This is a genomic window from Streptomyces sp. NPDC002232, assembly GCF_042890295.1.
Classification (GTDB): Bacteria; Actinomycetota; Actinomycetes; order Streptomycetales; family Streptomycetaceae; genus Streptomyces.
This window is the reverse complement of sequence record NZ_JBIARV010000003.1, coordinates 457789-477929: the sequence shown is the minus strand read 5'-3', so window position 1 is coordinate 477929 and position 20141 is coordinate 457789. Positions and strand designations below refer to the sequence as shown.

18 protein-coding genes are annotated in these 20141 nt (G+C 75.1%); 9 read left to right on the top strand and 9 right to left on the bottom strand.

Translation table 11 applies throughout. The features are described from left to right. The first annotated feature begins 50 nt into the window (after positions 1-50). Together ACFYXU_RS14695 and ACFYXU_RS14690 are read left to right on the top strand one after the other, a co-directional pair. Entirely contained in the window at positions 51-527 is a 477-nt protein-coding gene (locus tag ACFYXU_RS14695; RefSeq protein ID WP_376512106.1) for an NUDIX domain-containing protein, read from the top strand. A gap of 62 nt (positions 528-589) precedes the next feature. Beyond that, the gene (locus ACFYXU_RS14690; RefSeq protein ID WP_361401817.1) at positions 590-820 is read left to right on the top strand and encodes a hypothetical protein; all 231 of its coding nucleotides are present in this window, start codon (positions 590-592) and stop codon (positions 818-820) included. 10 nt (positions 821-830) lie between these two features. Here the strand turns inward: ACFYXU_RS14690 and ACFYXU_RS14685 are convergent, their stop codons facing one another. Together ACFYXU_RS14685 and ACFYXU_RS14680 are read right to left on the bottom strand one after the other, a co-directional pair. Beyond that, positions 831-2036, bottom strand: a complete 1206-nt coding sequence (locus tag ACFYXU_RS14685) for a cytochrome P450 (protein ID WP_389458483.1) — start codon at positions 2034-2036, stop codon at positions 831-833. A gap of 104 nt (positions 2037-2140) precedes the next feature. After that, positions 2141-4030: a potassium channel family protein gene (locus ACFYXU_RS14680; RefSeq protein ID WP_376512176.1), complete on the bottom strand. Its 1890-nt coding sequence runs from the start codon at positions 4028-4030 to the stop codon at positions 2141-2143. 341 nt (positions 4031-4371) lie between these two features. Here ACFYXU_RS14680 and ACFYXU_RS14675 point away from each other — a divergent pair, with 341 nt between their 5' ends. Together ACFYXU_RS14675 and ACFYXU_RS14670 are read left to right on the top strand one after the other, a co-directional pair. Beyond that, positions 4372-5637: a D-alanyl-D-alanine carboxypeptidase family protein gene (locus ACFYXU_RS14675; RefSeq protein ID WP_389457883.1), complete on the top strand. Its 1266-nt coding sequence runs from the start codon at positions 4372-4374 to the stop codon at positions 5635-5637. A gap of 250 nt (positions 5638-5887) precedes the next feature. After that, a complete protein-coding gene (locus ACFYXU_RS14670) occupies positions 5888-6496 on the top strand; it encodes a DUF6058 family natural product biosynthesis protein (protein ID WP_376512110.1) in 609 nt (202 codons plus the stop codon). 253 nt (positions 6497-6749) lie between these two features. On the opposite strand, the gene ACFYXU_RS14665 is transcribed toward ACFYXU_RS14670, so the two are convergent. Both ACFYXU_RS14665 and ACFYXU_RS14660 read right to left on the bottom strand, forming a co-directional pair. After that, a complete protein-coding gene (locus ACFYXU_RS14665) occupies positions 6750-9137 on the bottom strand; it encodes an ATP-binding cassette domain-containing protein (RefSeq protein WP_389457881.1) in 2388 nt (795 codons plus the stop codon). 115 nt (positions 9138-9252) lie between these two features. After that, positions 9253-9498, bottom strand: coding sequence for a DUF5133 domain-containing protein (locus ACFYXU_RS14660; RefSeq protein ID WP_376512113.1), 246 nt, complete (start codon positions 9496-9498; stop codon positions 9253-9255). A gap of 144 nt (positions 9499-9642) precedes the next feature. On the opposite strand from ACFYXU_RS14660, the gene ACFYXU_RS14655 reads away from it, so the two are divergent. Beyond that, positions 9643-10680: an NAD-dependent epimerase/dehydratase family protein gene (locus tag ACFYXU_RS14655; RefSeq protein WP_361401806.1), complete on the top strand. Its 1038-nt coding sequence runs from the start codon at positions 9643-9645 to the stop codon at positions 10678-10680. 113 nt (positions 10681-10793) lie between these two features. Here the strand turns inward: ACFYXU_RS14655 and ACFYXU_RS14650 are convergent, their stop codons facing one another. Both ACFYXU_RS14650 and ACFYXU_RS14645 read right to left on the bottom strand, forming a co-directional pair. Continuing rightward, positions 10794-11657: a glutathione S-transferase C-terminal domain-containing protein gene (locus ACFYXU_RS14650; protein WP_376512115.1), complete on the bottom strand. Its 864-nt coding sequence runs from the start codon at positions 11655-11657 to the stop codon at positions 10794-10796. A gap of 157 nt (positions 11658-11814) precedes the next feature. Then, complete coding sequence (locus ACFYXU_RS14645) at positions 11815-11967, bottom strand: hypothetical protein (protein WP_361401804.1); 153 nt, start codon at positions 11965-11967, stop codon at positions 11815-11817. Positions 11968-12107: 140 nt separating this feature from the next. Here ACFYXU_RS14645 and ACFYXU_RS14640 point away from each other — a divergent pair, with 140 nt between their 5' ends. The 4 genes from ACFYXU_RS14640 to ACFYXU_RS14625 all read left to right on the top strand — a co-directional run bounded on the left by ACFYXU_RS14640 (position 12108) and on the right by ACFYXU_RS14625 (position 15893). Continuing rightward, positions 12108-12563: an Rrf2 family transcriptional regulator gene (locus ACFYXU_RS14640; protein WP_329852773.1), complete on the top strand. Its 456-nt coding sequence runs from the start codon at positions 12108-12110 to the stop codon at positions 12561-12563. 158 nt (positions 12564-12721) lie between these two features. Continuing rightward, the gene (locus ACFYXU_RS14635) at positions 12722-14083 is read left to right on the top strand and encodes an acyl-CoA dehydrogenase (RefSeq protein WP_389457879.1); all 1362 of its coding nucleotides are present in this window, start codon (positions 12722-12724) and stop codon (positions 14081-14083) included. Positions 14084-14222: 139 nt separating this feature from the next. Further along, complete coding sequence (locus tag ACFYXU_RS14630; RefSeq protein WP_329852771.1) at positions 14223-15095, top strand: universal stress protein; 873 nt, start codon at positions 14223-14225, stop codon at positions 15093-15095. Positions 15096-15233: 138 nt separating this feature from the next. Next, positions 15234-15893 carry a CAP domain-containing protein gene (locus ACFYXU_RS14625; protein WP_389457877.1) on the top strand — a complete coding sequence of 220 codons (660 nt, stop codon included), beginning with the start codon at positions 15234-15236 and terminating at the stop codon, positions 15891-15893. Between the two features lie 5 nt (positions 15894-15898). On the opposite strand, the gene ACFYXU_RS14620 is transcribed toward ACFYXU_RS14625, so the two are convergent. The 3 genes from ACFYXU_RS14620 to ACFYXU_RS14610 form a co-directional block, all read right to left on the bottom strand. Then, complete coding sequence (locus tag ACFYXU_RS14620; protein WP_376512121.1) at positions 15899-17383, bottom strand: sigma-70 family RNA polymerase sigma factor; 1485 nt, start codon at positions 17381-17383, stop codon at positions 15899-15901. An 87-nt stretch (positions 17384-17470) separates the two neighbouring features. Then, entirely contained in the window at positions 17471-17764 is a 294-nt protein-coding gene (locus ACFYXU_RS14615) for a hypothetical protein (protein ID WP_329852768.1), read from the bottom strand. A gap of 118 nt (positions 17765-17882) precedes the next feature. After that, positions 17883-20102, bottom strand: coding sequence for an NADP-dependent isocitrate dehydrogenase (locus ACFYXU_RS14610; protein WP_389457875.1), 2220 nt, complete (start codon positions 20100-20102; stop codon positions 17883-17885). Positions 20103-20141: the final 39 nt, after the last annotated feature.

Here is a 20141-nt window from a genome sequence, read left to right as displayed (position 1 = left end):
ACCCGCGCGGGGGAGCTGCGGCGGCCGCTCCCCTCGGCCAGACTGGACGCATGCCGGACAAGCGCAGTGCGGGTCTCCTGGTGTTCCGCCGTACGACGGACGGTGGCGTCGAAGTCCTCATCGGTCACATGGGCGGGCCCCTGTGGGCCTCCCGCGAGGAGTCGGCCTGGTCGATCCCCAAGGGGGAGTACGAGCCCGACGAGGCCCCGGAGGCGGCGGCGCGCCGCGAGTTCCAGGAGGAGCTGGGCCTTCCCGCCCCGGACGGCGCGTGGTTCGCGCTGGGCGAGTCCCGCCAGCGCAGCGGAAAGCTCGTCACCGTGTGGGCCGTGGAGGGCGATCTGGACCCGGCGGCGGTGGTGCCGGGGACGTTCTTCATGGAGTGGCCGCCCCGGTCCGGGGTCCGGGGGGAGTTCCCGGAGATCGACCGGGTGGGCTGGTTCGCGCCGGAGGCCGCCGCTCCGCTGCTCGTCTCCGGCCAGCGCGTGTTCCTGGAACGGCTGGCGGCGCACCTCGGCGGGCGGGCCTGAGGCCGATTGTCAGACCCGTGCGAGAGGGTGGTGAGCGCCGAACTGTCGAGAGGGAGCCCGACATGACCACGATCACCGCCACCGAGCGCGCGGCCGCCCAGGCGTACCTGCGGCTGCTCGAGTCCACCCAGGCCGTGCTGACCGACCCGCGGCTCGCCCCGTACGCGGGGGTGATGCTCACTCATCCGATGGCGGAGGCGGACGAGGCGCTGCGCGCCGCGGGTCTCGCGGGGAACGAGGACCGGCTGCTGCGCCTCGTCTCCGCCCTGCGGACCTCTCCCGCCTCCGCCTGATCCGTGGCCGTCAGCCGCCCGGGCGGACGGGCAGGGCGTGGACGCTGTTGCCGACGAAGCCGGCGTGGGGGGTCAGTTCCGCCTCCGGGACGGCGAGGTCGAGTGCGGGGAAGCGGGTGAAGAGCGCCTCCAGGGCGATCGCGGCCTCCGCCCGGGCGAGCGGGGCGCCCAGGCAGTAGTGGGGGCCGTGGCCGAGCGAGAGGTGCTTCGCCTTCGTGGTCCGGGTGATGTCGAAGCGGTCCGCGTCCGGGCCGTGCGCCGTGCTGTCGCGGCCGGCCGCGGAGTATCCGGCGAGGACGGGCGTGCCCCGGGGGATGAGGGTGCCGTCGACGGTGAGGTCGCGGGTGGGGTAGCGGAACGGGAAGTAGCTGACCGGGCTGTCCCAGCGGAGCGTCTCCTCCACGACGTCCTCCCAGCGGGCGCGGCCCTCGGTGACGAGGGCGAGCTGGTCGCGGTGGGCGCAGAGCGCGCGGACCGCGTTGGTGACGAGGTTCAGGGTGGTCTCGTGGCCCGCGATGATCATCAGGAGCAGGGTGCCGATGAGCTCGGGGCGGCTGAGCCGGTCGCCGTCCTCGTCGTGGGCGGCGATGAGGGCGCTGGTGAGGTCCTCGCCGGGGGCGGCGGCCCTGGCCGCGGCGATGGCCCCGAGGAGTTCGACGAGTTCCCGGTTGGCGGCGACGGCCCGTCCGGGCTCCGTGTCGGTGGCGACGACCAGGCTGGACAGGTGGTGCAGCCGGTCCTGGTGGGCCGGGTCGACGCCGAGGAGCTCGCAGATGACTCCGAGCGGCAGCGGCAGCGCGTAGTGGCGGCGCAGGTCGGCGACGCCGTCGCCCTCGCGGGCGGCCTCCGCGAGCCCGTCGAGGAGTCCGGCGGTGACCGCCTCGACGCGCGGGCGGAGCGCCTCGACCCGGCGGGCGGTGAAGGCGCTGCTGACCAGGGTGCGCAGCCGCCGGTGGTCGGCCCCGTCGGCGGTGGTCATGCCGGGCACGGTGGCGAAGGTCCGCAGGGGCCAGCCGTCGGGTATGCGACCTTCGGCGAGGGCGGTGAAGTGCTGGGGTCCCTTGGCGACGTCGGGGTGGGAGAGGAAGTCGCGCAGCGCGTCGTGGCCGAGCACCGCCATGCCCTCGATCCCGCCGGGCAGCAGGACGGGGGCGACGGCGCCCTCGGCGAGCATGCGGGCGTTCGCCGCGTGCGGGCAGCCGCCCACCGCGTCCATGAGGTGCGGTGTGCGGGCGGCGTCCGGGGTGGTGTGCGAGGTGTTCAACGTGGGGACTCCTGACTGCGGAAGCGACGCGATCTCGGCACGGGGGCGGTCAGATCCTACGGTCGGCCGCGCTCCGTCCGTACGGAGTCGTCGGGAGTCCCACGCTCCTCCCGGCCGCCTCGGCGCAGGAGTTGGGCGAGGCCGCGGCGGGTGGCGGCCACCACCACCCGGTCCTGGGCCCCGAGGAGCCGCTCCGGGTGCAGGCGCCAGCCCTCGCCTGAGCCGCCGGGGCCGTCCAGGGCGATGACCCGCCAGGCGCCGGGGCGAAAGGCCTCGGCGACGGTCCGGCCCTCCAGGAGCGGATGGTCCGCGACGTCCACGGCGGCGAAGAGGAGGACGCGGCGCTCGACGGGCACGGCGCCGAGGACCTCGCGGCCCATCATCGCGCCGGCGAAGGCCGGCGCGGCGAGGTGGGAGACGCTGCGGCTGCGGGTCAGGGCCCCGGGGTGGGCGGTGCGCAGGGTGCGGAACACGGCGGTGGCGAAGTCGTCGTCGAAGAGCCGCAGGACGACCCGCAGTTCGGGGGTGACGGCGCGGGCGGAGAGTGCGGCCTCCAGGTTGGTGATGTCGATGCTGGTCAGGGCGAGCAGGGCGTGGGCGCGGTCGATGCGGGCGGCCTCCAGGACGCCCTCCTCGGTGACGTCGCCGATGACGGTGGGGACGCGGAGCCTGCGGGCGACGGCGACGCCCCGGGCCTCCGGGTCGGACTCGACGCACACCACCGGGATCCCGAGCCCGCGGAGCCGGGCGAGGACGCGCGTGCCGACCTTGCCGAGGCCGAGGAGGACGACGTGCCCGGAGAGCCCGCGCGGCGGGCGGCGGAGCGAGGTCGCGGTGCGGAACGTGCCGAGGCCTTCGAGGAGGGCGGCGACGATCACCGGGAGCAGCAGGAGTCCGACGAAGCCCGCCAGGATCTGGAGGACCTGACGGCCGGTCGGTTCCCCGACGGCCGGGTCGCCGATGGCGAAGATGTCGAGGAGCGTCAGATAGGCGGCGTGCAGGGGGTGGTCGCCGGTGGTGAAGGTGGAGGCGAGGGCGAGCGCGACGACGGCGGCGACGGCACCCGCGAGCGACCAGCGCAGGCGCGGGGAGAAGAGCGAGGCGACGGGCAGCGCCGAGGCGGCGATGCGGGCCGGGTGCGGGGCGGGGCCCGCGGGGGTGACCGCTTCGAGGGTGACCGCGGCCCGTCCGGTGGCCGCGGCGACGGTGCGGTCGTCGGGCAGCAGCCGGGGGCCCGCGTCGCCGCTGTGCTCCGATCCCTCGCAGCCCGCCGGGTCGCCCGCGGTGGCGGACAGCAGGGCGAGCGTGCAGAGCCCGGGGTCGGGGGCCTGTCCCGCGACGGGCGGCCGGTCGACTGCGTGCAGCAGCAGTCCCCCGGCCTGGACCACCTTGCTGGTGCCGGCGACGGCGGCCGCGGCGAGACCGGGGGCGGCGGTGTCGACGTCGGAGAGGACCGTGGTGGCGGCGTCGAGCTTCTCGGGGTCGAGGCCGGGTTCGGCGACGGCGGCGGCCTGGTCGAGGAGGGTTTCGAGGTGCTGGCCGAGCTTGCGGTTGTAGAGGCGGATCACCAGGCGCAGCCGGGGGTTGAGCCGGCGGGCGGTGAGGGCGGCCCGGATGTTGGTCTCGTCGTCCTCGTGGACGAGGGCGAGGGCCGCCGCGCGGTCCGCCCCGGCCTCGGTGAGCGCCCGGTCGTCGGCCTCGGCGGACTCGACCACCCGCGGGGCTCCGGCGGGGTCGGCGCCGTCCCCGGGGGACGCGGCGCCGGTGGTGCGGGTGACGGCGGCGGTCACCCGCCCGAAGAGGGCGAGCGCCCGGCCGGCGCGGCCCTCGGGCGCCTGGGGCGCCCCGGGCGGCACCGGCACCAGGAGGGTGACCTGCTCTCCGTACACCTCGTGGAGTTCGCGCGCGAGCCGGTGGGCGAGGGCGTCGTCCCCGCACACGATCATGTGCCCGTCGGGGGCGCCGCGGGACGGCTGTGCGGTCCGGGGAGCGGACGCGCCGAAGGGGCCGGCGGGCGTCCCGCCCTCCCGTGCGGGGCCGGGGACGGACCGTGCGGGCGGCTCGGTGGCGGCCGCTCCGGTCGCCCGGGGCGGAACGACGCTGTTCTGGTCGGGGTGTGAGGGCACGTCACAAGGATGCCCTGCGCCACCGACAGCGGGCCGGGAGCCCCGGGGCGCGGTGGGGACCACCCGGGCGGACGCACGACGCGCCGCCGTACGCCGCACCCGCTACGCCGGTCGGCGCACTCCGATCTGCGCGCTCGCCGCAGCCTTCCTACGGTGACTGAATGATCGTCACGTCAGCTGTTCGTCATGCCGCCGCCGGATCCGCGGCGCTGCTGTTCGTGCTGCCCGTCCCGGCGGCCGCGGCCTCTCCCGCCGGCCCGGTGCCGCGCGCCGATTCCTCCGTCGGGGAGCCCACCCCGCCCGCCCGTCGGCACGTCGACCCGGCGCGGCTCGGCCGACAGGGCACCCAGGTGCAGCGCCTGTCGGGAGCGCCCGAGCTGCCCTCGGTCTCGGCGCTCTCGTGGGTGGTGGCCGACGCCTCCACGGGCGAGGTGCTCGCCGCGCGCAACGCGCACCGGAAGCTGCCGCCGGCCAGCACGCTCAAGACGCTGTTCGCGCTGACCGCGCTCCCCCACCACGGGCCGTCCGAGCAGCACACCGTGGCCGACGCCGAGCTGGAGGGGATCGGGGCCGGCAGCAGTATGGTCGGGGTGAAGGAGGGGTACACGTACAAGGTCTCGGACCTGTGGAACGGCGTCTTCCTCAGCTCGGGCAACGACGCCGTGCACGTGCTGGCGGAGATGAACGGCGGCTGGGAGTCGATGACCCGGCAGATGCAGGAGAAGGCCCGGTCCCTGGGCGCCGAGGACACCCACGTGGTCTCCCCCGACGGCTACGACGCCCCCGGTCAGGTGTCCTCCGCGTACGACCTGGCGCTCTTCGGGCGGGCCGGACTCCAGGACCCGGCCTTCGCCCGGTACTGCTCGACGTCGTACGCGGACTTCCCCGCGGGCTCCTGGTCGTACGGCATCGCCAACACCAACCGGCTGCTGACGGGCGCGGACGGGGTGGAACGGTATCCGGGGCTCCTCGGGATCAAGAACGGCTACACGAGCAACGCGGGCAACACGCTGGTGTCGGCGGCCCGGCGCGGCGACCGGACGCTCGTCGTGTCGGTGATGAACCCGCAGGAGGGCGGCGGGCACGCCGTGTACGAGGAGGCGCGGTCGCTGCTCGACTGGGGCTTCGGGGCGGCCGGACGGGTGGAGCCCGTCGGGTCCCTCGCGCCGGTGCGCGCGAAGGCCGCGGCCGACCCGGGGGCGCGGACCGTGTCGGTGGCCCGTGACGGGCAGGCCAAGGCGGCGGCTCCCGCACGGGCGGCCGGGGCGGGGGCGGATCCGGCGACCTCGCCGGCGCCGAAGTCCGCGAGGGCGGAGGCCGAGACCTCCGGTCCCTCGGCCGGCCTGCCCCTGGCCCTGGTGGCCTCGGCGTGTGCCGCCGCGATCGCCCTGTGGGGGTGGCGACGCCGAACGGCCCGCCGCGTCTGACGTACGGACGGGGTGCGGCGCCGATCGGGCCCGCCGCGACTGACGTACAGACGGGGCTCGGCCGCCGATCGGGCCCGGCCGCCGATCGGGCCCGGCCGCCGATCGGGCCCGGCGGCCGGGCGGGTCGACGGGGCCGGCCTCGCCCCGGCCCGGACGGTGACGGTTCGGCGGGGGCCGCACCGTCCGGCTCCTAGCCTGCGGGAGCACCGTCCGGGACCGGCCCGGACGGCCTGCCCCGAGGAGTGACGCGATGACGGACACGACACCGGCCGCACGGATCGCCGAGCGGTTCCGCGAGGTCAACGGCGCGCATCCGATGACCGCCGAGGACGACGCGTACGTCACCGGGGTGTTCGTCCCGCTGGACGCCCTGTGCGGGGCACTCGGCCGGGACCCCGACGAGGTCAGGCGGCTGATGCTCGCCGCGCTGCTGCCGCTGCCCGGGTACCTGCGGTCGGACGGCGCCGAGATGGTGCCGCGCGATCTGTTCGCGCTCGCCGACGCGGCGGGCGGCGTCGGGCGGCTGCGCGACTGGTTCACCGGCCACTGGGAGGACCGGGGCCGGGGCGAGGCGGAGTGGGCGGCGTACCTGAGCGGCCAGTACGTCTGCCTGCGCGAGGTGACCCCGGCGAACATCCGCAGGAAGGACGCGCTGACGGCGGAGATCGGCGCGTGTCTCGCGGAGGCCGGGGCCGATCCCTCGCCGGAGTGGCGCGCCGCGCTCCACGCGCGCGTGGACGCGCTCGACGCCCTGGAGCCGGAGTTCACCGCGTACGACCGGCTGCGCTTCGGCGGCCCGACCTCGCGGGACACCTGCGTGGACGCGCCCCGGGCCCGCTTCCCCCGCGCGGGGGGCTGAGCGGCGAACCCGGGAGCCGGGCGGAACGGCGACTCCAGCGCGGGGCCGAGCAACGCCCCCGAGCGCGGGACCGACCAGCCGCCCGAGCGCGAAGCCGAACAGCCACCCGAGCGCGAGGCGCGAGCGACGCACCCCCCGGGCGCAGCCACCTGAGCGACGCCCTGGGAGGGCGCGGGCGGTCCCGGGGCGCCGACGGCGGGGGTCAGCCGACGGTGGGGCTCAGCCGTCGGTGGGGCTCAGCCGACGGCGGGCGTCAGCCGCCGACGTACTCCGCGAGGTGCTCGCCCGTGAGGGTCGAGCGGGCCGCGATCAGGTCGGCGGGCGTGCCCTCGAAGACGATCTTGCCGCCGTCGTGGCCCGCTCCGGGCCCGAGGTCGATGATCCAGTCGGCGTGCGCCATGACCGCCTGGTGGTGCTCGACGACGATGACCGACTTGCCGGAGTCCACGAGCCGGTCGAGGAGGCCGAGGAGCTGTTCCACGTCGGCGAGGTGGAGGCCGGTGGTCGGCTCGTCGAGGACGTAGACGCCGCCCTTGTCGCCCATGTGGGTGGCCAGCTTCAGCCGCTGCCGCTCGCCGCCCGAGAGCGTGGTGAGCGGCTGGCCGAGGCTCAGGTAGCCGAGTCCGACGTCGGCGAGCCGGGCGAGGACGCGCTGGGCGGCGGGCGTCTTCGCCTCGCCGGAGCCGAAGAACTCCTCCGCCTCGGTCACGGACATGGCGAGGACCTCGCTGATGTCCCGGCCGCCGAGGAGGTATTCGAGCACCGAGGGCTGGAACCGCTTCCCCTCGCAGTCCTCGCAGGTCGACGAGACACCCGCCATCATCCCCAGGTCGGTGTAGATGACGCCCGCGCCGTTGCAGGTGGGGCAGGCTCCCTCGGAGTTGGCGCTGAACAGCGCCGGCTTGACGCCGTTGGCCTTGGCGAAGGCCTTGCGGATCGGTTCGAGCAGCCCGGTGTAGGTGGCCGGGTTGCTGCGCCGGGAGCCGCGGATCGGGCTCTGGTCGACGGAGATCACCTCCGCGCCGGAGGGGATCGATCCGTGCACGAGCGAGCTCTTGCCGGAGCCGGCGACGCCGGTGACGACGGTCAGCACCCCGAGCGGGATGTCGACGTCGACGTCGCGCAGGTTGTGGGTGGAGGCGCCGCGGATCTCCAGGGCGCCGTCGGGCGTGCGCACCGACTTCTTGACCGGGGCCCGGTCGTCGAGGTGGCGGCCGGTGACGGTGCCGGCGGCGCGCAGCCCGTCGACGGTGCCCTCGAAGCAGACGGTGCCGCCGGCCGTACCGGCGCCGGGGCCGAGGTCGACGACGTGGTCGGCGATCACGATGGTCTCCGGCTTGTGCTCGACGACGAGCACGGTGTTGCCCTTGTCGCGCAGCTGGAGGAGGAGGTCGTTCATCCGCTGGATGTCGTGCGGGTGCAGGCCGACGGTCGGCTCGTCGAAGACGTACGTGACGTCGGTGAGCGAGGAGCCCAGGTGGCGGATCATCTTGACGCGCTGGGCCTCGCCGCCGGAGAGCGTGCCCGAGGGCCGGTCGAGCGAGAGGTAGCCGAGGCCGATCTCCACGAACGAGTCGAGGGTCAGCTGGAGCGCGGTGAGCAGCGGCGCCACGGACGGCTCGTCGAGGCCGCGGACCCAGTCGGCGAGGTCGCTGATCTGGAGCGCGCAGGCGTCGGCGATGCTGACCCGCTTGATCTTCGAGGCCCTGGCGCCCTCGCTGAGCCGGGTGCCGTCGCAGTCGGGGCAGGTGGTGAAGGTGACGGCGCGCTCGACGAAGGCCCGGATGTGGGGCTGCATGCCCTCCTTGTCCTTGGCGAGGAAGGACTTCTGGATGCGCGGGATCAGACCCTCGTAGGTCATGTTGATCCCGGCGATCTTCATGCGTTCCGGCTCGTGGTGGAGGAAGTCGGCCAGTTCCCTCTTGGTGTACTTCCGGATGGGCTTGTCCGGGTCGACGAGGCCCGACTCGGTGTACAGCCGGTAGTTCCAGCCGCCCGGCGTGTAGCCGGGGATGGTGAGCGCGCCCTCGGCGAGGGACCGGGTGTCGTCGTAGAGCTGGGTGAGGTCGATGTCGGAGACGGTGCCCCGGCCCTCGCAGCGGGGACACATGCCGCCGGTGCGCTCGAAGGTCGCGCGCTCGGTCTTCTTGCTGCCCCGCTCGACGGTGATGGCGCCGCTCGCGCGGACCGAGGGGACGTTGAAGGCGTAGGCGCTGGGCGGGCCGATGTGCGGCTTGCCGAGCCGGCTGAAGAGGATCCGCAGCATCGCGTTGGCGTCGGTCGCGGTGCCGACGGTGGAGCGGGGGTCGGCGCCGAGGCGCTGCTGGTCGACGATGATCGCGGTCGTCAGGCCTTCGAGGACGTCGACCTCGGGCCGGGCGAGGGTGGGCATGAAGCCCTGGACGAAGGCGCTGTACGTCTCGTTGATCAGCCGCTGCGACTCGGCCGCGATGGTGTCGAACACGAGGGAGCTCTTGCCGGAGCCGGAGACGCCGGTGAAGACCGTGAGGCGGCGCTTCGGGATCTCGATGCTCACGTCCTTGAGGTTGTTCTCGCGCGCGCCGTGCACGCGGATCAGGTCGTGCCGGTCGGCGGCGTGGGGTACGGACGCCTGCTCGTCCGCCCTCGGGGCCTTGCTCATCGTGTCTCCAGCGTTCGCGCGGGTCGTGACGGTGGGCCTTCGCGTCCGCGGCCGGCCGCGCCGGACACGTCGCGTGCGGCGCGCGCGTCGGACACGTGCGCGAAGGTCATGACGGTCACGCTAGTGGCGGTACGGCGGCGACGCTTCTCGATTCCTGATCTCCTCCGGTCCTCACGTACCGCTCGGCGGCGAGGACCGCCGCGGAGGCGGTGCGCTCTCCCATCAGGACGCACAGGGTGTACGCCGTGTCCTCGAAGCGACGGCGGGCCGACAGGTCGCACGGTCTGTCCAGCACGGTCCGCTCCTGGGCGCGGAAGTGGCGGAGCAGCCGGTCGACGGTGTTCCTGTCGGGCAGCAGCATGGCCTTGTCTCCTGTCTCCTGATGCGCTCCATGTTCCCGGCCGTGGGCCACCCCCGCGAACCGTACGGACACGGTGGGTGACCGGGCCGGTCACGGGGGTCCCCCGGAGTGCGCTCGCGCCGCCCATGGCGGAGGGTCGGAGACATGAACCCGAGCACGCTTTCGCGCGTCGTCGTCACGGGCGCCACCGGCAACGTGGGTACGAGCCTGGTCCGGGCCCTGGCCCGGGATCCGGGCGTCGGTTCGGTCCTCGGGCTCGCCCGCCGGCGGCCGAAGCTCGACGTCCCGGGGGTGGAGTGGGAGGAGCTGGACCTGTCCCGGGAGGGGGACGAGCCCCGGCTCGCCCAGTACGTGGCGGACGCGGACGCGGTGGTGCACCTGGCCTGGCGGTTCGGGCCGACGCACGACCCGGTGGAGACCTGGCGGACGAACGTCCTGGGCGCGGTCCGCGTCTTCGAGGCGGTGGCGGCCGCCCGGGTGCCGGTCCTGGTGCACGCCTCGTCGGTGGGGGCCTACTCCCCCGGCCCCGAGGGCGGCGCGCCGGTGTCCGAGGCGTGGCCGACGCACGGCTGGCCGGGGGCCGCGTACACCCGGGAGAAGGCCTATCTGGAGCGGGTCCTCGACACCTTCGAGCGGGACCACCCGCAGACCCGGGTGGTCCGGATGCGTCCGGCGTTCCTGTTCAAGGAGGAGTCGGCGAGCGGGCAGCGCAGGATCTTCGCCGGACGGTTCTTCCCCGGGCAGCTGGTGCGGCCCGATCTGCTGCCGCTGCTGCCGGAGTTCGACGGGCTGCGGTTCCAGGTCCTGCACACGGACGACGCCGCCGACGCGTACCGCAGGGCGCTGCTGAGGGACGTGCGGGGCGCGTTCAACCTGGCGGCGGAGCCGGTGATCGACGGTGCGGTGCTGGGCGAACTGCTGGGCGCCCGGCCGGTGCGGGTGCCCGCGGGCGCGGTACGGGGCGCGGTGGCGGCGGCCTGGAGGCTGCGGCTGGCCGGTGCCTCCCCGGGGCTGTTCGACGCGCTGCGGCACCTGCCCCTGCTCGCCACCGAACGGGCCCGGCGGGAGCTGGGGTGGGAGCCGGCGACGAGCTCGCTGGAGGCGCTGGAGGCGTTCCTGCGCGGGGTGCGCTCGGGTGCGGGCGACGACACGGGCCCCTTGGCGGGGCACCGCATCGGCTGACGTCCGGCGGGTCGTCGCATCGGCCGACGAGGCGGATCGTCGCCTCGGCTGACGCGCGGGGCACCGCATCGGCTGACGTCCGGCGGGTCGGCGCCGGGCACCGGACCGGCTGATCAGCGCCCGGCGGCGGACCAGTCGACGATCCGTATCCCGGCACCGGCGGCCTCCCGGCCCCGGCAGTGGGCGCGGTGGCGGCGCAGGACGGCGTCGATGTCGAGGTGGCGGGCGAACTCGGGGCGGGCGGCGAGGCGCTGGGCGTAGGCCCACAGCGCGGGGTGTGCGGCGACCCGGTCCATGGCGGCGGCGTCCAGGTGCCAGCGGTGGACGGTGTCGAGCTGGACGAGGGTGACCCAGACGTGCACGTCGGCGGCGGTCGGCGCGTCGCCGAGGACGTACGGGTGGTGGGCGAGGCGGCGTTCCAGGGAGCCGAGGGCGGAGAGGAGCACGGTGAGCGGGTCGCGGTGGGCGGCGTCGCCGTCGAGTCCGAGTTCGCCGGCGCGCTGGGCGGCGCGGTTGACGCTCCGCTCGCAGAGGTCGGCGACGGCGTCGATGGCCGCCCGATGCTCCTCGGGCAGCAGGTCGGGGCCGTCGCCGCGGAAGCGGAGGGCGAGGTCGCGCAGGATGTCGGGGACGTGGGTGCTGACGATCCGTCCGGTCCATCCGTCGCTGAGCACGGGGGCGGCGGGCGGCCCGGTGTAGAGGTGGGCGCTCGCCTCGTACAGCGGCCGGAGCACGGCGTACCCGCCGTCGGGCGTGTCGGGGGTGCCGGGGAGGACGGTGAGCGGGAGCGTGTCGTCGAGTCCGAGCAGGCCGTGGGTGAGGGCGATGCTCAGACACCGGGGGTCGGACGGGTCGACGTGGAGGCGGTAGCGGTGCGGCACGGCGTAGTGGCCGCTGTTCGCGTCGCGCCCGATGCGGCCTCGGAAGGCGGGCGTGGCGGAGGCGGGCAGGAGCGAGGACGGGACGACGACGGACATGCTTCTCCCTCGGGGGTGCTCGGTGCTGGGCCGGGCGGCGCGCGGGGCCCGGGTCACGGCGGTGTGACGCGGGGGTCGCGCGGGGCCCGGGGGCAGCAGAGGTACGGGAAGAGGAGACGGGCGGACCGCTGCGGGCGTCCGGGGCCGGTGCGGTGGATCAGGCCTCGGCGGACGGGGGGACGCCCGGGCGGGAGCGGCGACTCGCGGCGCTGCAGACCCGCAGCAGATCGATGTGCCGGCGGGACGTGAGGGGCAGCGAGCGCGGGAGGGACGCGGCGGGCGAGGTGTCCCTCCGGCCGGTGCGTCCCATGGTTTCCTACCTGTTCGCTCGGTTTCCCGTCCCTGAGTGTCCGGCCGGTCACGGGTGACGTCAAGGGTGCGGTACGGCTCTTCCCGCGCGGCGGGGCCGGGCTCGCGGATCCCGTCCCACCCGTGCGGAATAATGCGCCCATGCGCATTTCAGCCAGGGCCGACTACGCGGTGCGGGCCGCCCTCCAGCTCGCCGCGGCCCAGGACACGGGGCCGCTGAAGGCCGAGGCCATCGCGGTGGACCAGGACATCTCTCACAAGTTCCTGGAGGGCATCCTCGGCGACATGCGCAAGGGCGGTCTGGTGCAGAGCCAGCGCGGCGGCAACGGCGGCTACTGGCTGGCGCGGCCGGCCGAGACGATCTCCGTCGCGGACGTCATCCGCTGCGTGGAGGGCCCCTTGGTGTCGGTGCGCGGGGAGCGGCCGCCGGACCTCTCGTACACGGGTCCCGCGGAGTCGCTGCTCACGTTGTGGATCGCGCTGCGGGCGAGTGTCCGCGGTGTGCTCGGCGTGTCGCTCGCGGAGCTGGCAGCGGCGAAGCTCCCGGCGGGGATCGTGGCGCTCGCCGACGACCCCGAGGCGTGGACCAACCCCTGACCGCGCGGACCAACCCGCCCCTACCTGCGCCGATCTGACGCCGTCTCGCCGACCGGTACGGCCTTGTCCAGCCCGTGGACGCCCCTTGGGCTCCGGTGGCCCCCTCTGCCACTATCCCTACTATTCCAGTGGGGATACTAGGGATCGGGTGAGGTGACGTGAGTACGCCGAGGAGATCGCCGAGGAGACCAGCGACACGCACCGCCGCCGCACCGCCCGGCCGGCGCGCGGACCGGCCCGTCGACCGGTCCGCCGACGACGAGATCTGGCCCCGCGTGACCCGCGAACTGGCCGACGACCTGGCCGTCGACGCCCTCACCCGGGACCGGGCCGGAAAGGCGCCCTTCGACGAGGTCGCCCGGCTCCAGGAGGCCGGCCTGCCCGCCCTCCTCACCGCGCCGGGACCGAGCCGGCGGGGCGCGGACCTGCGGGCCGCCTGCGCGGTCGTGCGGGAGATCTCCGCCGCCGACAGCTCCGTCGGCGAACTCCTCGCCCACCACTACGCCCTGTCGTGGAGCAGCCGCTTCTTCGGCCCCGCGCACGACACGGGCGACACGCGCTCCCCCCGCGCGCTCTCCCTCGACGTGTGTACGGCCGAGGAGCGCTGGCTGCTCGCGGGCGGCGTCGAACCCCCGCGCGCCGAGTCCGGCCCCGGCCTGGTGCTCACCCCCGCCGACGGCCCCGGCGGCGGCTGGATCCTCGACGGGCGCCGCACCTTCGCCTCCGGGGTGACCGTCGCCGACCGGCTCGTCGTCGGGGCGCGCCCCGGCGGCACCGGGGACCTGCTCGTGGTCCTCGTGGACCCGGCCCACCCCGGGGTCTTCACCGACGCCGGTACGGACCGGGTCGGCCAGCGGCTCGCCGGGGCCGGCACCGTTACCTTCGACCACGTCCCGGTGGACCCCGGGCACGTGCTCGGGGTCCTGCCCCACGACGAGCACGCCGTCGCGCCGTTCACCACCCTCGCGCCGCTCGTCCTGCGGCTGCTCCTCGTCCAGGTCGGCCTGGGCATCGCCGAGGGGGCGCTCGCCGAGGCCCGGGACATCAGCCGCGCCGGGCAGGCGGGGCCGGTCCCCGGCGACCCCGCGGAAGGCCCTTCGGCCGCGGGCGCCGCCGCGCCGCTCGGCACGGGGGACGATCCGTACCTCCTGCTCGCCTACGGGGAGCTGGCCACCGCCGCGCACGCCGCCGCCGCGGTGGTGGAGCGGGCCACCGACGCCCTCTCCCGGGGGCTGCTCGCCGAGTGGGCGCTCGGCCTGGAGGAACGCGCCGACATCGCCGTGCTCGTGGCGGCGGCCGAGACCGTCACCGGGCGGGCGGCCGTCCACATCACCACCCGCATCCTCGAACTCGTCGACGGCACGGAGGGCGCCGACGCCCGGGGCGGCGGGCCCGGCTTCGACCGCTTCTGGCGCAACGCCCGCGCGCTGACCGCGCCCACCCAGGCGGCGCACCGGCTGCGGGACATCGGGGACCACTACCTCAACGGCACGCACGCCCGCCTCACCCTGCTGGCCTGAGCACGCCCGGGGGAAAGGGACGGACGGTCCGGCATGTCGGGACGTCCGGCCCTCTCCCGGGGCTGCCGATGGGCCCAAGCTGGACCCAGGAGGGCCGGCCGTCCGGCGGGCCCGTCACCGCACCGACGGAGGCAGCCCGATGAGTCGTGAGATCGTCGCAGGAGTGGACGGCTCCCCGGAGAGCCTCGCCGCGGCCGACTGGGCCGCCCGCGAGGCCCTGCGCCGGGACCTGCCTCTCCGGCTCGTGCACGCGTGGCGCTGGGAACCGCTCGACCTCCCCCTCGTCCAGGACCCGGAGGAGCAGCAGCGCACGGCGTACGCCGTGCTGCGCGCCGCCGAGGCGACCGTCGCCGAGCTCCACCCCGGCGTGACGCTCACGGCCGAGGTGCTCCCCGACACTCCGGTCGCCGCGCTGCTCGGCACCGAGGAGCGGGCCGAGATGCTCGTCCTCGGCTCGCGCGGCCACGGCGCCGTGACGGGCTTCCTGCTCGGCTCGTACGGACAGCAGATCATCGCCGGCGCCGGCCGTCCCGTCGTCGCCGTGCGCTCCCGCGACGGCGAGGCGGCCGAACCGCCCGCGGGATACGTGCTCGTCGGCCAGCACGGCAGCCCGGAGGACAGCGCGGCGGCGCTCGGGTTCGCCTTCGAGACCGCCGCCGCGCGCGGGGCCTCGGTGCGGGCCGTGCGCGCGTGGAGCCTGCCGCCGCTCTTCGCCTACAGTCCGGCCTCGATGCGGCTCGCGGACGAGGCCGGCGGACTCGTCCCGTACGAGGAGAAGGCGCTGCGCGAGGCGCTGGCGCCGTGGCGCGAGCGTCACCCCGACGTGCCGGTCGCCGAGCACGTCGAGCTGGGCAGCGCGGGGCAGGTGCTGCTGTCGGTCTCCGGCGGCGCGCAGCTCCTCGTGGTCGGCCGGAGGGCCCGGCGCGGGGCGGTCGGCCCCCGGATCGGTTCCGTCGCGCACGCGGCGCTCCACCTGGCGCCGTGTCCGGTGGCGGTGATCCCGCAGGGCTGACAGGCTCGGAGCCGGGTTGACGCGCCGCGTTGACGAGGAGTGTCGGGGTGGCCGGGGCCGGAAAGTCTTACCGCCGTCGCCCCGGTGGCTCTCCCAGCGCCGGACCGTCCGGCGACCTCGGCGAGAGAGCGGAGCTCCATGCGGCACCACGACCGTCCCGGCCACTCCGAAGCACCTGGACACCCCTCCCCCTTCGCGGCACCCCGGCAGGCCGGGCGCGCCGCGGGCCGGCACCGCAGAGCGGGCGGGAGGGGGCGGCCGCGGCTCTCCTTCCGTACCGCCGTCACCCTCGCCGGGGCCGCAGCCGGGGTGCTCACGGTGCTGACCGGGATGTACGTGGCCACGCCCGCGACCGGTACGACGGCGGCCGCCCCGGACGCACCGCACCGGGCACAGGCCGCCACCGGGAAGGACCCGAGGTACGTCCGGGACGTCGTGGCGCTCGCCAACGCCGAGCGGGAGAAGGCCGGGTGCGGCCCGCTGCGCTCCGAGCGGCGGCTGCGGGCCGCCGCGCAGGCGCACGCCGACGACATGGCGGCCCGCGACTACTACGAGCACCACAGCCCGGAGGGCCGGGACGCCGGTGACCGGATCAGCGGCGCCGGGTACGCCTGGTCGACGTGGGGGGAGAACATCCATCGCGGGCCGAAGACCCCCGCGAAGGCCATGGAGGACTGGATGGACAGCCCCGGCCACCGGGCGAACATCCTCAACTGCTCGTTCAAGGACATCGGGGTGGGGGTGGCCCTCGCCGCCAACGGCCCCTGGTGGGTGCAGGACTTCGGCGCCCGCCGCTGAGCGCTTCAGGAGGCGGGCGCGGCCAGTTTCTGCACCCAGAGCCTGCCGTCGGGACCGGGCACCGTCGCCACCCCGGTGTCCCGGTACCGGCAGTCGAGCATGTTCTCCTCGTGCATCGACCCGTCCCGCCAGTCCTCCACGACGGTCTCCGGGTCGGCGGCGCCGCGCGCCAGGTTCTCGGCCCAGGCGCTCCAGTCGTACCCGGCGGCGGTGATCCTGGCGTCCGCGAAGTCGCCCTCGGGGCTGCTGTGGCCGTAGTAGCCCCGGGCGGCCATGTCCCGGGCGTAGCCCCGGGCCGCCGCGACCAGGCGGGGGTCGGTGCGCAGGGGTGCGCAGCCGGCCGCCGCCCGCAGCCGGTTGACGAGCGCGGTGACCCGCTCCCCCGGATCCGGGGCCGGGGTGGGGCGCGGGGTGCGCCGGGGCGTGGGGCGCGCGGTCGTCGGGGACGGGGCGGCGACGGTGGCCGTCGGGCGCGGCGGGACGGTGGCCGGCGCGGTCGTCGTCGGGGGCGCGGCGACGGGCCGGTCCGGCGTGACGTGCGCCTCCGGCTCCGGCGGTACGAGGAGGGCGACCGCGCCGAGGACGGCGACGGCCGCGACGCCGGCGGCGGAGGCACGCCGCAGCGGGCTCCACCGGCCGGCGGTATCGGGTCCGCCGGGTGCCGGGGAGGTATGGGCGGTGTACTCGACCGCCGGTCCTTCGCCGCCCGAGGCCGCGACCGTCAGGGGCGGGACGAGGCCGATGCCGACCAGGAGGCCCTCGACCGGGGCGAGGCCCCGGCGGCCCGCCGCGCGGGAGGCGCAGTCGGAGCAGGCGCGCACATGGCGGGCGATCCGCTTCCGCCAGAGCGGGGAGGGCAGGCCGTCCCAGGTGGAGACGGTCTCGGTGAGGTCCGTGCACGGCGGGAGCGCGTCGAGGGCGCGGACCACGGAGCGGCCGGTGTCCAGGCGCTCCTTCATCCGCTGGACGCGGACGGCGGCGTGCTGCGGCGTGACGCCGAGGCCCTCGGCGAGCTCGGCGCGGGTGAGTTCGCCCGCGGCCTCCAGCCACCACAGGGCGAGGAGCTCGTGGTCGTCCTCGTCGAGCCAGCGGGTGGCGCGGGCCACGTCACGGCGCTGGCCGGAGAGGCCGAGGCGGAGGATGGTGAGCTCGGTGAAGTCGCCGGCCGGGTCGGCGAGGTCCGCGGCCCGGTCGAGGCCGGGGACCGGCGCCCGGCGGTGCTCGTGCCAGCGGCGGCGTATCCCGTTCATCGCGATGGCGACGAGCCAGGACCGGAAGCGGGACGGGTCGCGGAGGCCGGCGAGCCCGTCGAGGGCGCGGACCATCGTCTCCTGGACGATGTCGTCCGTGTCGGCGTGGCCGTCGAGGGCGCGGCCGACGATGTTGTGGACGAGCGGGAGATGGTCGCGGACCAGCTCTTCCCTGGCGTCCGCGTCACCCGCCCTGGCCGCCTCGACCAGGGCGGTGGTGCGTCGCTCGTCGCTGTCCATGGGTCTGCTCCCTCATCCCTGGTCCGAGTCCCCCGGAGGGGGAGACCCGCGGGCTTGGGAGGGATAACACTTTTCTGCCGGACGCGGCTACACCGGCGGTGCCGCGGGCAGGGTCGGGACCGTGGCCCCTTGCCCCTCCCGGACGGCGGCCACGACGGCGTCGTGCAGGTCGCGGCTCTCCTCCTCCGATCCGCACGGAACGGGACTGCCCGACATGGTGAACCAGTCGGATGCGCCGCTGTACTGCACGGCCACGCGTGCCTCGCGCTCGACGAACGTCGTGTGCACGGTCAGATCGCCCGTGACGACGCCCGCCTCGTCGGTCAGCACCCCACCTCGCCCGGTGTAGACACCGGCGGTCGTCCAAGATGCCCAGCTCATCCATCCAGGTTCACACCCGGAGGTGAGATGCGCCACTGACGGGACCGCCCCGGCCGGAGGGACTCCGGCCGGGGCGGTGCGGGCCGCCCGCCGCTGCCGACGGGGGCCGCGCGGCGGATCAGGCGAGGGACGCGACGGCCTCGTTGAACGTGGCGGACGGGCGCATCACGGCCGCGGCCTTGGCCGGGTCGGGCTGGTAGTAGCCGCCGATCTCGGCCGGGGAGCCCTGGACGGCGACGAGCTCGTCGACGATCTTCTGCTCGTTGGCCGTGAGGGTCTCCGCGAGCGGGGCGAAGGCCTTCGCCAGCTCCGCGTCCTCGGTCTGGGCGGCCAGCTCCTGGGCCCAGTAGAGGGCCAGGTAGAAGTGGCTGCCGCGGTTGTCGATACCACCGAGGCGACGGGTCGGCGACTTGTCCTCGTTGAGGAAGGTGCCGGTGGCGCGGTCGAGGGTGTCGGCGAGGACCTGGGCGCGGCCGTTGCCCGTGGTGGTCGCGAGGTGCTCGAAGGAGGCGGCCAGCGCGAAGAACTCGCCGAGGCTGTCCCAGCGGAGGTAGTTCTCCTTGACGAGCTGCTGGACGTGCTTCGGGGCGGAGCCGCCGGCGCCGGTCTCGAAGAGGCCGCCGCCCGCCATCAGCGGGACGACCGACAGCATCTTGGCGCTGGTGCCCAGCTCCAGGATCGGGAAGAGGTCGGTCAGGTAGTCGCGCAGGACGTTGCCGGTGACCGAGATGGTGTCCTCGCCGCGGCGGATGCGCTCCAGCGAGAACTTCGTGGCCTCGACCGGGGACAGGATCTTGATGTCCAGGCCCTCGGTGTCGTGCTCCGGCAGGTACTGCTTCACCTTGGCGATGAGCTGCGCGTCGTGGGCGCGGTTCTCGTCCAGCCAGAAGACGGCCGGGGCGCCGGTGGCGCGGGCGCGGGTGACGGCGAGCTTGACCCAGTCCTGGATGGGCAGGTCCTTGGTCTGGCAGGCGCGGAAGATGTCGCCCTCGGCGACCTCCTGCTCCAGGACCACGTCGCCCTCGGAGTCGATCAGGCGGACGGTGCCGGCCTGGGCGATCTCGAAGGTCTTGTCGTGGGAGCCGTACTCCTCGGCCTTCTGCGCCATGAGACCGACGTTCGGTACGGAGCCCATGGTCGACGGGTCGAAGGCGCCGTGGGCACGGCAGTCCTCGATGACGGCCTGGTAGACGCCGGAGTAGCTGTGGTCCGGGAGGACCGCGAGGGTGTCGGCCTCCTGGCCGTCCGGGCCCCACATGTGGCCGGAGGTGCGGATCATGGCCGGCATCGAGGCGTCGACGATGACGTCGGACGGCACGTGCAGGTTGGTGATGCCCTTGTCGGAGTCGACCATCGCCAGGGCGGGGCCGTCGGCGAGCTCGGCCTCGAAGGATGCCTTGATCTCCGCCGCCTGCGGGAGGGACTCCAGGCCCTTCAGGACGCCGCCGAGGCCGTCGTTCGGGGAGAGGCCGGCGGTGGCGAGCTGCTCGCCGTACGCGGCGAAGGTCTTCGGGAAGAAGGCGCGCACGACGTGGCCGAAGACGATGGGGTCGGAGACCTTCATCATCGTCGCCTTGAGGTGCACGGAGAACAGCACGTCCTCGGCCTTGGCGCGGGCGACCTGCTCGCTCAGGAAGGTGCGCAGGGCGGCGGCGCGCATGACGGCGGCGTCGACGACCTCGCCGGCGATGACCTTCAGCGGCTCGCGGAGCTCGCTGACGGTGCCGTCGGCGGCGGTGAACTCGAAGCGGAGGGTGTCGTCCTTGGCGGCGACGACCGACTTCTCCGAGGAGGCGAAGTCGCCCTCGGACATCGTGGCGACGTTCGTCCTGGACTCGGCGGACCAGGCACCCATGCGGTGCGGGTGGTTCTTGGCGTAGTTCTTGACCGAGCCCGGCGCGCGGCGGTCGGAGTTGCCCTCGCGCAGGACCGGGTTGACGGCCGAGCCCTTGATCTTGTCGTAGCGGGCGCGGACGTCCTTGTCCTGCTCCGTCTTCGGGTCGTCCGGGTAGTCCGGGAGGGCGTAGCCCTGCGCCTGGAGCTCGGCGACCGCGGCCTTGAGCTGCGGGATCGAGGCCGAGACGTTCGGCAGCTTGATGATGTTGGCGCCGGGCGTCTTGGCCAGGTCGCCGAGCTCGGAGAGGGCGTCGGCGATGCGCTGGCCCTCCTCGAGGAACTCGGGGAAGACCGCGATGATGCGGCCCGCGAGGGAGATGTCACGCGTCTCGACCGTGACTCCGGCCTGCGAGGCGTACGCCTGGATCACGGGCAGGAACGAGTACGTCGCCAGGGCAGGCGCCTCGTCAGTGTGGGTGTAGATGATGGTCGAGTCAGTCACCGGGTGCTCCGCTCCACGTCTGCGTCTGCGAGATTGCTC

Bases quoted from the DNA above. Each gene is read 5' to 3' on its own strand.
- ACFYXU_RS14675 (WP_389457883.1), top strand. From the start codon at position 4,372: ATGATCGTCACGTCAGCTGTTCGTCATGCCGCCGCCGGATCCGCGGCG.
- ACFYXU_RS14645 (WP_361401804.1), bottom strand. From the start codon at position 11,967: ATGGGACGCACCGGCCGGAGGGACACCTCGCCCGCCGCGTCCCTCCCG.
- ACFYXU_RS14670 (WP_376512110.1), top strand. From the start codon at position 5,888: ATGACGGACACGACACCGGCCGCACGGATCGCCGAGCGGTTCCGCGAG.
- ACFYXU_RS14615 (WP_329852768.1), bottom strand. From the start codon at position 17,764: ATGAGCTGGGCATCTTGGACGACCGCCGGTGTCTACACCGGGCGAGGT.
- ACFYXU_RS14685 (WP_389458483.1), bottom strand. From the start codon at position 2,036: ATGGACGCGGTGGGCGGCTGCCCGCACGCGGCGAACGCCCGCATGCTC.
- ACFYXU_RS14695 (WP_376512106.1), top strand. From the start codon at position 51: ATGCCGGACAAGCGCAGTGCGGGTCTCCTGGTGTTCCGCCGTACGACG.
- ACFYXU_RS14640 (WP_329852773.1), top strand. From the start codon at position 12,108: ATGCGCATTTCAGCCAGGGCCGACTACGCGGTGCGGGCCGCCCTCCAG.
- ACFYXU_RS14665 (WP_389457881.1), bottom strand. From the start codon at position 9,137: ATGAGCAAGGCCCCGAGGGCGGACGAGCAGGCGTCCGTACCCCACGCC.
- ACFYXU_RS14650 (WP_376512115.1), bottom strand. From the start codon at position 11,657: ATGTCCGTCGTCGTCCCGTCCTCGCTCCTGCCCGCCTCCGCCACGCCC.
- ACFYXU_RS14655 (WP_361401806.1), top strand. From the start codon at position 9,643: ATGAACCCGAGCACGCTTTCGCGCGTCGTCGTCACGGGCGCCACCGGC.
- ACFYXU_RS14625 (WP_389457877.1), top strand. From the start codon at position 15,234: ATGCGGCACCACGACCGTCCCGGCCACTCCGAAGCACCTGGACACCCC.
- ACFYXU_RS14660 (WP_376512113.1), bottom strand. From the start codon at position 9,498: ATGCTGCTGCCCGACAGGAACACCGTCGACCGGCTGCTCCGCCACTTC.
- ACFYXU_RS14680 (WP_376512176.1), bottom strand. From the start codon at position 4,030: ATGATCGTGTGCGGGGACGACGCCCTCGCCCACCGGCTCGCGCGCGAA.
- ACFYXU_RS14620 (WP_376512121.1), bottom strand. From the start codon at position 17,383: ATGGACAGCGACGAGCGACGCACCACCGCCCTGGTCGAGGCGGCCAGG.
- ACFYXU_RS14690 (WP_361401817.1), top strand. From the start codon at position 590: ATGACCACGATCACCGCCACCGAGCGCGCGGCCGCCCAGGCGTACCTG.
- ACFYXU_RS14630 (WP_329852771.1), top strand. From the start codon at position 14,223: ATGAGTCGTGAGATCGTCGCAGGAGTGGACGGCTCCCCGGAGAGCCTC.